The sequence below is a fragment of the Paenibacillus sp. FSL H7-0716 genome, assembly GCF_038002705.1.
GTDB classification, from domain to species: Bacteria; Bacillota; Bacilli; order Paenibacillales; family Paenibacillaceae; genus Paenibacillus_AQ; species Paenibacillus_AQ odorifer.
The window spans coordinates 40,843-54,410 of record NZ_JBBODA010000010.1; the positions used below are offsets into that span (position 1 = coordinate 40,843).

Annotated in this window: 12 protein-coding genes; 2 read left to right on the forward strand and 10 right to left on the reverse strand. The window is 44.9% G+C overall.

The genetic code is table 11. The features are described from left to right. The first annotated feature begins 10 nt into the window (after window positions 1–10). Window positions 11–1,354: an amino acid permease gene (locus MHH60_RS15095; protein WP_036688050.1), complete on the forward strand. Its 1,344-nt coding sequence runs from the start codon at window positions 11–13 to the stop codon at window positions 1,352–1,354. 20 nt (window positions 1,355–1,374) lie between these two features. After that, on the forward strand, window positions 1,375–1,851 hold the full coding sequence (locus MHH60_RS15100) for a hypothetical protein (protein WP_143766636.1): 477 nt from the start codon (window positions 1,375–1,377) through the stop codon (window positions 1,849–1,851). A 135-nt stretch (window positions 1,852–1,986) separates the two neighbouring features. Here MHH60_RS15100 and MHH60_RS15105 read toward each other — a convergent pair whose 3' ends face one another. The 10 genes from MHH60_RS15105 to MHH60_RS15150 form a co-directional block, all read right to left on the reverse strand. Continuing rightward, window positions 1,987–3,438, reverse strand: coding sequence for a nicotinate phosphoribosyltransferase (locus tag MHH60_RS15105; RefSeq protein ID WP_076128292.1), 1,452 nt, complete (start codon window positions 3,436–3,438; stop codon window positions 1,987–1,989). Between the two features lie 51 nt (window positions 3,439–3,489). Further along, complete coding sequence (locus MHH60_RS15110) at window positions 3,490–4,029, reverse strand: cysteine hydrolase family protein (protein ID WP_076133815.1); 540 nt, start codon at window positions 4,027–4,029, stop codon at window positions 3,490–3,492. Window positions 4,030–4,058: 29 nt separating this feature from the next. Further along, entirely contained in the window at window positions 4,059–4,829 is a 771-nt protein-coding gene (locus tag MHH60_RS15115; RefSeq protein ID WP_036688055.1) for an NUDIX domain-containing protein, read from the reverse strand. A gap of 241 nt (window positions 4,830–5,070) precedes the next feature. Continuing rightward, window positions 5,071–5,520: a RicAFT regulatory complex protein RicA family protein gene (locus tag MHH60_RS15120; protein WP_076133816.1), complete on the reverse strand. Its 450-nt coding sequence runs from the start codon at window positions 5,518–5,520 to the stop codon at window positions 5,071–5,073. Between the two features lie 25 nt (window positions 5,521–5,545). After that, entirely contained in the window at window positions 5,546–7,132 is a 1,587-nt protein-coding gene (gene miaB, locus MHH60_RS15125) for a tRNA (N6-isopentenyl adenosine(37)-C2)-methylthiotransferase MiaB (protein WP_076133817.1), read from the reverse strand. Window positions 7,133–7,405: 273 nt separating this feature from the next. After that, window positions 7,406–8,500, reverse strand: coding sequence for an NADH:flavin oxidoreductase (locus tag MHH60_RS15130; RefSeq protein ID WP_076133818.1), 1,095 nt, complete (start codon window positions 8,498–8,500; stop codon window positions 7,406–7,408). Between the two features lie 148 nt (window positions 8,501–8,648). Then, window positions 8,649–9,494 carry a rhamnulose-1-phosphate aldolase gene (rhaD, locus tag MHH60_RS15135; protein WP_036688060.1) on the reverse strand — a complete coding sequence of 282 codons (846 nt, stop codon included), beginning with the start codon at window positions 9,492–9,494 and terminating at the stop codon, window positions 8,649–8,651. Between the two features lie 43 nt (window positions 9,495–9,537). Beyond that, window positions 9,538–10,794 (reverse strand): L-rhamnose isomerase, encoded by a 1,257-nt coding sequence (gene rhaA / locus MHH60_RS15140; RefSeq protein ID WP_076133819.1) that lies wholly within the window; start codon window positions 10,792–10,794, stop codon window positions 9,538–9,540. Between the two features lie 39 nt (window positions 10,795–10,833). After that, window positions 10,834–12,300, reverse strand: a complete 1,467-nt coding sequence (gene rhaB, locus MHH60_RS15145) for a rhamnulokinase (protein WP_076133820.1) — start codon at window positions 12,298–12,300, stop codon at window positions 10,834–10,836. Window positions 12,301–12,327: 27 nt separating this feature from the next. After that, on the reverse strand, window positions 12,328–13,479 hold the full coding sequence (locus MHH60_RS15150) for an iron-containing alcohol dehydrogenase (RefSeq protein ID WP_076133821.1): 1,152 nt from the start codon (window positions 13,477–13,479) through the stop codon (window positions 12,328–12,330). Window positions 13,480–13,568: the final 89 nt, after the last annotated feature.

Genomic DNA, 13,568 nt, shown 5'->3' on the forward strand with positions numbered 1-13,568 from the left:
GGCATTAAATGTGAAGTCAAACGAAGCATCATTACAGAAAAAATTGCTTCCACGGCATATCAGCTTTATGGCGATGGGCGGCGTAATCGGTACGGGGATTTTCAAAGGAAGCTCTGAGACGATAAGCATTGCTGGACCAGGGGTTGTTCTCTCCTATGTATTGGCAGGCTTGCTGCTACTAGTCGTTATGGGTGCAATTGCCGAAATGGCCACGGTATACCCGAACAAAAATATGAAGGAATTCATTCGCGAGGCTTTTGGAGAACGGCTCTCCTTTATCGTGGGTTGGCTATATTGCTTCATGTGGTTGACTGTCTGCGTAATCGAAGTGCTGGCGGCAGGAAGCTTCTTGCAATACTGGTTACCGGATGTTCCGTTATGGCTACTGAGTCTAGCAAGCGGGGCTTTAATTATTGGCATCAATATGATGAGTGTAAGCGGTTATGGAGAGACGGAGTTTTGGTTAGCGGGAATCAAAATTGCAATGATTATCATCTTTATTATCTTGGGAGCTGCATTATTGTTTGGGCTATTGCCTATGTCTGAAGGGACTCCCTATTTAAGTAATTTTACGGATTATGGCGGATTATTCCCACAAGGCTGGACACCTATCTTCTCTGCCCTTCTGGTCGTCATGTTCTCCTACGGCGGATCTGAGCTGATTGGACTAACCTTAACAGAAACTCAAGATGCAGAAAAAGTGTTGCCTAGAGTTGTCAAAAGCTTCATTTTGCGTGTTATTCTGTTCTACACCATTCCAATTCTGATCATCTGTGGGTTAATTCCTTGGAATCAGCTTAACGAGCATACCAGCCCCTTTGTGCAGGTGTTAGCGGCTACAGGACTTAAGGGTGCTGACCATGTTATGAACTTCATACTGATTACGGCTGTGCTCTCTGCTGCTAACTCCGGTATCTACGGCGCCACACGGATGTTACACTCTTTGGCTTCACAGGGTGAAGCTCCACGTAGCTTAGCAAAGACCTCAGCAAAAGGTGTGCCGATCAACAGTCTTAAACTTTGTGCTATAGTTCTTTTTGTTGGTTCTATGTTAGCGTACTTCGCACAGGATGGACTTTTCCGGCTGCTGATGGCTGTTCCCGGCTTCGTAGTAAGCTTAGTATGGATCAGCATCTGTCTATCACAGCTGAAGCTGCGGAAAACCTATCCTAAAGAGCCAAGCTTTAAAGTGTGGGGCTTTCCTTATATAACGATTTTGACGCTTATCTGTTTGTCGGTTATCACGATTTCCTTCCTTTTCGACACTCAGAACCGGATCAGCATAGGCACATGTCTGGGCTTCCTGCTGATGCTTACCATCTGGTCATTCGCGAAATTCCGGAAGAAGAACTAAACTATATATCTCGCATTTACATGAAAAAAGGTGTATCCATTGTTCCACGCGATAGCGTAGAACGGGGATACACCTTTTCTTATAAGACCGTTGATTTGCCTCCTCGCACCGGATTCGCCCCATTCTTCGGGATTTATACCGTTGATTTGCCCACTCGCAACGGATTCCCCTCATTCTGCGGGATTTATACCGTTGATTTGCCCACTCGCATCGGATTCCCCTCATTCTGCGGGATTTATACCGCTGATTTGCTCACTCCACCGGATGCGCCTCATTTTGCGGGATTTATACCGTTGATTCGCTCACTCGCATCGGATTCCCCTCATTCTGCGGGATTTATACCGTTGATTCGCTCACTCACACCGGATACGCCCCATTCTTCGGGAATTACTTATTCTTTTAGGTGTATGGTATTTTGTCGATATACTGTAACTAGTGTTCTGTTACACAAAATGCAACAAAAACCAAATCAAATATTCGCGAACAAACTAGCTTAATATACACTGAGAAAATAAAATCGCGGCGTTCGAAGTTAACAAACGCAAGCTTCACCCAAACATCGGCTTCACCCAAACGCAAAAGAGCACGGGAAACTAATCTTCCCGTGCTTCTTTCCATCGAAACTACAAAACCTACTCGATCTCCGGCTGAATATGCTCCGCGATCAATTGTTGCTTGCTGGTCCAGACCTTCTCACTCAGATTCACCCGGTACACCTCAGGATTGAGCTTACGAAGATATTCCGGCCAGAACAGATCCTTTTGTTCCCGATGGTAACGGCGAACTTCATTCAGATCCGGCAAAGTGTAGACCTGGAAGCCGTTCACGTAAATCGGCTCAAGCATAGGCAGTGCTTCATAACGCTCCACATACTTGTGCATATATGGATGCAGCGGATTAAACAGCTTCACCCGACCGCCATTGCGTGGAGCTTCCTCTTCCGGGAAGCAGATATAATCTGCTAGCGCTTTGCCATTTTTCCCGATAATCCGGAATACGTCTTTGCTGCCTGGTGTGGATACTTTTTCAGGGTTAGAAGAAATCTTGATCGTCGGTACCATTTCTCCAGTTGCAGACTCAATTTCTACCAGCTTATAGACCCCACCCAAAGAGGGTTGATCCGAAGCCGTAATCAATTGTGTGCCTACACCCCATGTGTCGATGGCTGCACCTTGCAGCTTCAGATCCATGATTGTATTCTCATCCAGATCGTTGGACGCCACAATCTTCACATAATCTAGCCCCGCTTCATCTAGCATGTTCCGCGCCTGCCGGGATAGATAGGCCAAGTCACCGCTGTCTAAGCGGATACCGATCATTTTTTTACCTTGAGCTTCAAGCTTTTTGGCGGTTCTAATCGCATTCGGCACACCACTGCGCAATGTATCGAAGGTATCAACTAATAGTGTAACTTCATCCGGCATTACCTTAGCATAAGCATCAAAAGCTTCCTGCTCGCTGCTGAAGCTCTGAACCCAAGAATGAGCATGCGTACCTTTGGTAGGGATGCCAAACATTTTACCTGCCAGCATGTTGGAGGTTGCATCAAAGCCGCCGATATAGGCCGCTCTAGCGCCCCAGACCGCCGCATCCGCTTCTTGTGCCCGCCGGGTACCAAACTCCAGCAGGATATCATTTGGAGCTACCTGCTTGATTCGGGAAGCCTTCGTAGCGATCAGCGTCTGGTAGTTCATGAAGTTCAGAATAGCAGTCTCCACCAGCTGAGCTTCCATGATCGTCCCTTCCACACGGATTAGTGGTTCATCCGGAAAAATCAATGCCCCTTCTTTCATCGAATAAACGTTGCCCTGAAAATGAAATTGCAGCAATTCTTCCAAAAAAGCGGGAGCGTAATTTTCTTCTTGCTCCGACAAGTAACGGATATCATCTTCGGTGAAACGCAAGCCGCCGATGTACCCGACGATACGCTCTAGTCCTGCGAACACGGCATAGCCGTTTCCGAAAGGCAATTTGCGGAAATAAGCTTCAAATACAGCTTTTCGCTTATGGCTTCCATTCACCCAGTGAGCATACATCATATTGATCTGATATTTATCTGTATGTAGCGCAAGTTCTCTCTTCAAGTCCTCATCTCCTAATATCCACGTTGCTGTATGTGTATGTTTTTTATAGTATTATGCCTTAACAACGTCTGCTCCTAAACTTCCCCGGAAATGATTTAGTGCCCATTTATGTCCATCCGCGTTGAAGCTGGCGACCGCATCTTCGTGCACAGTAATAGTAAAACCTTTGTTATATGCATCCACCGCAGTGTGCAACACACATATATCTGTACATACGCCAATCAAATGAAGGTCAGTAATGCCACGTTCCCGCAGCTTAATCTCCAGATCAGTTCCACTAAAAGCGCTATATCGAGTTTTGTCCATCCAATAGATGGAATCCTGGTCAGCTTCATAAACAGTTTTCAAACTTCCATAAAGCTCCCGCCCTATAGTCCCTCGTACATTGTGAGGTGGAAACAGTTTACTCTCAGGATGACAAGGATCATTGTCTTCATGTAAATCTACAGCCATTACAACATAATCACCATTTTGAACAAACTCAGACGTTAAATGGCTGATTCTTGGTTCGATATCGATTGCAGGCTGCCCAACAGGTAAATTCCCATCGACAAAATCATTGGTAAAGTCAATTACTATTAGTGCTCTCATGAGAATCATCCCTCCCCTGATTTAAGACACTACGTATAAATGGACAACAATGGCTCGTGATCTGTAAACATATACAGCTGAGCCGGGCGTTGTGAGTATTGATTGGAGCTGAGTGCATTGCCCTCTTCATCTCTCACTTCTTTTAATATACCCTGACGGCTGCGTGTTGACGTGATTTTCCGAATAAAATTTGGCTCTTTAAATTCCGGCACAACTGTCTGAATCACCTGATAAAGCTCACTTAGCGTAAAATGTCTAGGCAAAAACTGTCTTGCTATCGTTGTCTGCAGCATTTGCTGTTGGATACGTACGTATGCATCCTTGATGATTTCATGGTGGTCAAAAGCGAGCTCCAGTTCTTCTAACGCTTCCTGTAAAGTAAATAAACCCACTTCACCCGCATCGTCGGAAGCTTGTCTTTGCTCCAGCATCCACTCTTCTACTAAGGCGAAAAAGGCATGGCTGATAATCCAGCCCCGAGGGTCGCGGCCAGGTGTACTATAAACCCCAAGATATTCTAAGTGGCCTCCATCGACACCGGTCTCTTCTTTCAGCTCACGAGTTGCAGCATCATAAATAGACTCATCTTCCTGACAGAATCCGCCTGGTAGAGCCCACATGCCTGCACATGGCCATTTTTTCCGTCTAATTAACATTACCTTCAACTCACGTAAAGGCAGCGTCTTGGTGACCGTCTTCCGTTCGCGTTTGGTCAGTGTAAACATTACAATGTCGGCCGGAACACCATCCGGTGTACGATATTTTTTGGCGTTATAGGTTAATTCCCCATTGTCGCTCATAATTGCCCCATCCTTTTCCGAAGCTGTAGTTTTACTTATTCGTATCTTTAAATGTACCAAACATGTTCTTCATAAATCAACAGTTGAATTCCATTATTTTACATTATCCTACAAAAAAGACTATATGAGAAACGACGTTGTCGTTGAATTATAAGATTATGTATATTCATGCACTTTACTTCTACCTCTTATATTGAAATAAAGGGACGGATCTGCATCCGCCCCCTGAACTGAGTGTGGGTTATCCGCATGTGGTCGGAGGCGCTTCAGTGCCGGCTTCCACATTTATTTTTTCCGAAACGGTATCTCTAATTACGGAAATTACCAGCTGGAGCAAATAATTAATGTCGCTCTGGCTTTGCTGAAATTCGTTCACGACTGGAATACCGTCGATCTCATCTTGCAGCACTTCAATTTCACGTTCAATTTTGGCGACCATATCTTTATTATTGAAGCTTTCGAAGGCCACGATTTCTTTTTGTTTTTTCTTAATGGTTGCAATCAGTCCTTGCACACGCTCGTGATTAAGAATTTTTTGCTCCGCCTGCTGAAAATGGCGTACCTCTTCACTGGTTGAGATTAATGATGCTAGTTCTTTAGCTTTGCCCATAATATCCTCGCGAACGATCAGATCACGGGTATTATAAGTTTTCATTCCATATTTATTCAACTGATGTTCTTCTGTACTCATTAGTCATCTCCCCATTCGTATGTGATTAATGAACAGCTGCGGCCTCAACCACAATATCCCCTTTAATGTACCATGTTTTGGTATCTGTAATTCTCACGTTTACAAATGTGCCGATAAGCTCCTTAGGACCTTCAAAATGGACCAGCTTGTTAGCTCGGGAACGGCCGGAAAGGACTTGGGAGTTATTCTTACTCTCCCCTTCTACCAGCACCTCTACAACTTCACCCAGCATCCGGTCATTAATGATCCGGCTGTTCTCTTTGATGAGATCATTTAATCTTTGCAGACGTTCACTCTTCACCGACATCGGTACATTATCTTCCATCGCCGCTGCTGGGGTGCCCTCCCGTGGAGAATAAATGAACGTATATGCCATATCATACCCAACCTGACGCACAAGCGATAGGGTATCTTCAAATTGCTCATCAGTCTCCCCAGGGAAACCAACGATAATATCGGTACTTAATACAGCATTCGGCACACTTATCTTAATCTTGCGTACTAATTCCAGATAAGCTTCCCGGGTATATTTACGGCTCATTTTCTTAAGAACGGCAGTACTTCCCGATTGAACCGGCAGATGGATATGCTCCACCAAGTTGCCGCCTTTGCCTAAAACCTCAATCAATTTATCGTCAAAATCTCGTGGATGCGATGTCATAAAGCGAATGCGTGGAATATCAATCAGACGCATATCATCCATCAGGTTACCGAAGGTGTAATCAATATCTGTAAAATCTTTACCGTAAGCATTTACGTTCTGCCCCAGTAGCGTTACTTCCTTGAAGCCTTGGCGCGCAAGCTCTCTCACCTCAGCGATGACGTCCTCTGGACGACGACTGCGTTCTTTACCGCGCGTAAACGGTACGATGCAATACGTGCAGAACTTATCACAACCATACATAATGTTCACCCAAGCGCGCATGCCTTCCCGCTTCTTCGGCAAGTTCTCAATAATGTCGCCTTCTTTGGACCATACCTCAACCACAAGCTCTTTACTAAATACAGCTTCTTTAATGAGGTGTGGCAACCGGTGAATATTATGCGTACCGAAGATCATATCCACGAAGCCATGCTTTGACATAATCCGGTTGACTACGCCTTCCTCTTGGGACATGCAACCGCATACCCCTAACAACAGACCCGGCTTCTCGATCTTCAGGTTCTTAAGATGTCCAAGCTCTCCAAATACTTTATCCTCGGCGTTCTCCCGAATCGCACAAGTATTCAGCAAAATGAGATCCGCATCATTACGGTCAGCGACACTGCGGTAGCCCATCTGTTCCAATAGGCCCTTCATCGTTTCCGTGTCATGCTCATTCATTTGGCAGCCATAAGTCGTTATATGATAATATTTGCCCACTCCGAAATTCTGCATCTCTTCAGGAATCTCGAAATCATAATGAACTTCTATTTCTTCCTTGCCGCGCCGTTTTCCTTCTTTATAGTCAGGCTGGCTATTAATTTGCACATTTCTTCCTTTAATCCGGTAAGTAACTTTACCTTCTTCTTCACTAATTACCTTTGCATCACTAAAATCAAAATATTTCGAATAATCCTTAGAACCCTTGCCGGATTTTAAGTCCGGTGAGTTGTGGTTCCCCTTTGTCATGCTGTTTTCACGTCCTCTATTGTTCAACAATTATTTTTATACTTTGCTAATTTAAAATTATAACATATTGCTGGCCTAACATAGAAGTGCCCGGTCTATTAATGATGTAAAGGAGCGTTGCATATCGACAAAAAAATACCCCGCCAACGTTTGGCAGGGTCAAGTTCTATCATATTAAGGGGGGTATGCTACTATTATAAGCAGATACACTACTCTTGAAACAGTTACACAACCTCTTACCTAAAAAAATAGTCATTGTATATTCTGCTAGTTTTAGTAAAGCGTATTCGTCGCTTCAGGAGTAAATGGGATGATTTCGTCTATCGCTCCGCTTTGTACTTTAGCGGGCCAAGCCGGATCGCTAATAAGCGCTCTGCCCACTGCAACCAAATCAAACTCCTCCCGAGCGAACCTTTCAGTTAACTCATCGATATTATCCGCAGGCTTCTGAGCTTTATCTTCTGCGAAGAAATCGCTTTGCAGGCCAATAGAGCCCACTGTAATACACGGCTTCCCGGTAAGCTTCTTAGTCCACCCAGCTAAATTAAGATCAGAGCCAGCAAATTCAGGTTGACTGAAGCGTCGGGTCGAGCAATGAAAAATATCTACACCCGCTTCGCTAAGCGGTGCCAGGAAACTCGCAAGTTCTTCTGAAGTCTTCGCCAGCTTCTCATCATACGCCCCCAACTTCCACTGGGAAAAGCGCAGCACGATTGGGAAGTCTGGTCCAACCGCTTGACGGCATGCTTTAATGATCTCGACAGCGAATGTTGTTCTTCCTACCAAATCGCCACCGTAACGATCGGTACGTTTATTCGTTCTATCCCAGAAGAACTGGTCTATCAGATACCCATGAGCGCCATGCAGCTCGATGCCATCAAAGCCAACGTTTTTGGCATTTGCCGCCGCTTGAGCGAAGGCTGATACTAAGCTTTCAACCTCTTCTGTGGTCAGCGGCTCTGTCACCGGCTCACCTGCTAAATTCAGACCCGAAGGGCCTACAGGAAGGGCTTCAACGTTAGGATACTCGCCGATTGTACGCGCCATCCCCACATGCCAAAGCTGCGGGATGATCTTGCCCCCAGCTGCGTGAACCTCTTCCACAACCTTCTTCCAGCCTTCTAAAGATGCTTCTTCATGTATATTAGGAATATCTTGGTGACTGACAGCCGCTGGATGATTTACCGCAGTACCCTCAGTAACAATTAATCCCACTCCACCCTCTGCACGTCTACGATAATAAGCGGCAACATTGCTTCCCGGCATACCATTCGGAGACTGCGCGCGTGTCATCGGCGCCATTACAAATCGGTTCGACAGCGAAAGATTCCCCACTTGAAAAGGTGAAAATAGTTGCTCTGTATTCATATGTTACCTCCAATTTATTAATTGATTACTTTAAGTAAGCTTATTATCTACCCAAAAGATGGGAAATGCAAATTTTAAGAAAAAGACAAAAAAACCGGACCTCGCAGAATCTACGAATGCCCGGTTTTTACCAAATTATAATGACTCTCTAGACTTCAAGAATCCCCGCTTTAGGTGTAACTCCAAATGCTTTAGCTAAATCCCATAGCTGTTGGTCTGTGATCTTTTGTTTGATTTCTCTACCGCCAATCAAGTTGTAGATCGTCGCAGCCTTTTCAACCGTTTCTACTAGACCAAAGGTAGCATCCATGGTGGAGCCCGTGCCAAAAATCCCATGCTGCGGCCAGATGACTAAACGGTGATCCTTCATTTTTTTGGCAGTCTCACGGCCGATTTCACTGCTGCCCGGAACAATCCACGGAATAACACTGACCCCATCAGGGAAAACAACAAGGCACTCTGTGCACATTTCCCATAACGTTTTGGTAAACTTCAGTTCGTCCAGATCATGCGTGAAGGTCATCGCGATCACATTTGTAGCATGTGTATGCAGCACGATACGGTGTGTGGGATCTACTTTCAAGCGTTCAATATGACTCATAAAATGCGAAGCGAGCTCACTCGTAGGAACTGCACCATTCCGCAATCCCCACAATACTTCCACACTTTCGCCATTGCCACTAACTCTTAACACACCCAGATTCGCTTCAGGGTCTTTAATCACATTTCTGAAATATTTGCCCGAACCTGTTACGATAAAGTACTTGCCTGCTAATTCTTTTACCGGAAAGGTGAGTTTGATCGTGCGCAACGGCTCCAGTACATTAATATACTTAGCCACTTCATTCTCATCCAGCAAATAGCTGACATTCCCACCATTCAGTTCATCCCAGCCAAGCTCCCACATATGACGGGTGATCTCTGACATTTCCTGAATAAATGGAGCTTCACTGCTGGCAATATAACCTTTTGATTCTAACAAGGACGTACTCATAGTCTATTCTCTCCTTTGTATTTGCTGCTCTCCGTATCCACTTTTATCTTAAAGACAAAACGTCTTGTTCATAATTTTTCACTTCAGTAAGCCATTGTTCACGCACCGGTGAACCTTGTGAGGCACAGTAGTAATCCCAGACCGCTCCAAACGGATACGATTTGAACTCTTCTACCAGAGCAAGACGTGAAGTGTAATCCCCGGACCGCTCGATTTGCTTAAGTTCTTCCACTGGTTCCAGCATCGCACGCAGCAACGCCTTAATAGTATTGCGGGTACCTATGACCCATGCCGCGAGATGATTGATACTGCCATCAAAGAAATCCAATCCAATATTCGTACGAGGAAGTAAATCCCCACGAACCAATTCACGGGCGATTTCCAGCAGCTCATCATCCATTGTTACCACATGGTCACTATCCCAGCGGACAGGTCTACTGACATGCAGCAGCAGCTGCTCACTGAACATCAGAATCGAAGATAATTTATTCGATATCACTTCTGTAGGATGAAAATGTCCCGCATCCAAACAGATCGCTTTTCCATTTGTTAAACCATAACCCATATAGAATTCATGAGAGCCAACCACATAACTTTCAGAACCAATTCCAAACAGTTTACTTTCCAAGGCATCCAAATTATAAAGCGGATCTATTTCCTGACTAAAAATCTCATCCAGCGACTCTTTTAAACGTACTCTTGGAGCTAGCCGATCTACTGGCGTATCTTTATAACCGTCTGGAATCCAAAAATTCGTCACACAAGGCTGACCCAGCTCCCGTCCAAAATGCTCAGCGATCGTACGTGAAGCTTTACAGTGTCTGATCCAGAAATCCCGAATCTCCGCGTCCGAATGACTGAGAGTGAATCCATCGGCTGCTTTTGGATGTGAGAAACAAGTAGGGTTAAAATCAAGCCCTAAGCCCTGCTCCTTCGCCCAATCCACCCAGGATTGAAAATGTCGTGGCTCTAGTTCATCCAAATCTACAGGTTCATCTGTATCTGCGTAAATAGCATGCAGGTTAACCTTATGTTTACCAGGAATAAGAGATAACGCCTTTTCTAAATCTTGACGTAGTTCATCTGGTGTACCTGCCCGGCCCGGATAACTTCCCGTTACCGCAATGCCCCCGCTTAGTTCTTTTTCCTTAAAAAGAAAACCTTTTACATCATCTCCCTGCCAGCAATGTATGGAAATTTTAATTTGCGCGAGTCGCTCCAGCACATTATCCACATCAATACCGTGGGCTGCGTATAGTTTTTTGGCTTCGTTATAGCTAGTGATAATGCTCTGATCCATACTGTTTATCCTCCTAAAATAGTGCAATGTCTGTTTCGCTTAGATAAGCTCATTCACTCTGGACAGATGAAGGCTTCTCCAGCGATTTAGAATGTTATCAAAATGCTTGATCGGCTGCGGAATGTATGATGTTATTTCAAAAGATTGTTCGATAATAGCTCTTGCCTCAGTTATGTCTGCAATGGAATCTGTGCTAATCATCTGCACTACTATATTTCCTAGGGCAGTCGCTTCCGTTGGTCCAGCCTTTACTTCCCTGCCAATAACGTCAGCTGTTAGTTGGCATAAAAGCCGATTGTTCGCCCCGCCGCCGACAATTTGCAATCCCTCGATCCGACCTTCTGTCAGCTCCTCCAACTCTTCCAAATAAGTTAGATAGGATAACGCCAAGCTGTCAAAAACACAACGTGCTAACTGTCCAGGTGTCTCCGGAACGGGCTGCCCACTCTCCATACAGGCACTGCGGATTTCTTCTATCATGTTGGATGGATTTAGAAACCTTGGTACATTACAAGGGATGAGGCTGCGAAACCCCTCTTCTCCCTGCGCAAGCTCTGCAAGCTCCGCAAAACTATAACAATTGTTCAGTAATCTGCGAACCTCTTGAATAAGCCATAAGCCCATTACATTTTTGAGGAATCTATAAGTTCCGTAGGCTCCCCACTCATTGGTGTAGTTGGCCTGCATGGCTTGTAGAGAATTTAGAGGCTCCGTTCTTTCTACACCGAGTAAAGACCAAGTTCCACTGCTGATATAAGCTGAACCTTCTTGAAGTGGAGCACCTAGCACTGCTGAGGCCGTATCATGGGAAGCCACACAAATCAGTTGGCATTCAGGCAGGTCATATTGTTGGATTAAAGCTTCGTCAAGAGGACCAACCACTACACCAGGCTCAGTTAATTTTGCAAATTGATCTTTCCTGATATTCAAAAATTCTAATAGGTCATCGTCAAAATCCCGGCTTTCCAGATTCAACAGCTGTGTTGTAGATGCGATAGTAACCTCATTGATCTTGCAGCCAGTCAGTCGGTAATATAGATAATCTGGTACAAGTAAAATTTGATCCGCTTGCGCTAACTCTTCTTCTTTATGAACATATAATTGATTCAAGGTATTGATGGATAACTGCTGGATTCCTGTCTTTTCATAGACGGTTTGTGGTGAAAGCTGCTGTGCCACCTGATCCACAGCCAGATCCGTTCTGCGGTCACGGTAGGCGTATACTTCCTGAACACGATTCCCTTCCGCATCTACCAGCACATAATCTACACCCCATGTATCAATACCAAGCGTACAGGTAGTAATCCCATCGGTTTTAGCTTTCTGAAGCCCGATCATAATCTGCTCTACTAAATAATCAATGTCCCAGAAACAGGAACCCTCTTGTTCCGTAAAGCTATTGCTAAAGCGATGAAGCTCTTCTAAGGAAAGAATACCTTCTTGCAATATTCCGCGCACCAGCCGCCCACTTGAGGCCCCGATGTCAACGGCGATGTGATTATTCATAAACAATCTCCTATGATAAGGGGTGATTTATAATATTTTTTTGAACAGTGTAATAACTTCTTCTTTAGTAGGAATAAAAGGGTTCCCTGGTGCACAAGCATCCTTCATCGAATTTTCAGCCAGAAGATCAAGATCTACTTCTTCTACACCAAGCTCGGATAATTTGGCTGGAATCCCTACTTCTTTAGACAACGCCTTGATCGACTCAATTACGAAATCTGCGCATTGTTTATCCGTTTGGTTCTCTACATTAAGTCCAATCGCTTTAGCAATGGATCTGAATTTCTCAGGCACATATTTGGCATTTTCTTCTTCCACAAAAGGCAGCAGCATCGCGTTACATACGCCGTGCGGCAGATCGTATACGCCGCCCAGCTGATGCGCCATCGCATGCACATAACCAAGCCCCGCATTATTGAAAGCCAATCCGCCAAGGAATATCGCGTATACCATCTGTTCACGCGCTTCGATATCATGGCCATTCTTCACAGTACGAGCCAGATTAGCAAAAATTAGCTCCACTGCGGCTAGTGCCGTAGCATCAGTTACCGGATAAGCTCCTGGCGTCACCAACGCTTCAATCGCATGAGTCAGTGCATCCATACCCGTGGCCGCGGTAAGTGCAGCGGGTTTCTCAACCATAAGCTCAGGATCGTTGACTGAAATCGTCGCAAGGCTGTTTTTATCTACCATAACCATCTTCACTTTGCGTTCTTCGTCTGTGATTACATAGTTAATGGTCACTTCAGCCGAAGTACCGGCTGTGGTATTCACGGCAACAATCGGCAGTGATTTATGCTTAGACTTGTGTACACCTTCATATTCTTTGATATGACCGCCATTTGTGGCAAGGATACCAATGGCTTTGGCAGTATCCTGTGGTGATCCACCGCCGATGGAAATCAGATAATCACAATTCTGCGACTTGAGATAATCTACGCCATCGTGGACATTTTTACAGGTCGGATTGGGTTTCACTTCATCATAGATGGCATATTCAATCCCCGCTTCCTCCAATACCGCCAGCAATTTACCAGCAATGCCACTTTTCATAAGGAATTTGTCCGTAACTACAAGCGCCTTTTTTAATTTAAGCTCTTGGATGTATGGACCAATCTCCTGCAAGCATCCTTTGCCCATAATATTGATCGATGGAACATAATACACATGCGTGCTCATTGCTTGACCAGCCTCCTAAAGTTAATTTATCAACACCAAAGTTTTACACACAACTCTGCAAGCTAGAGCGTAGTATCCCGGCTGCAGCG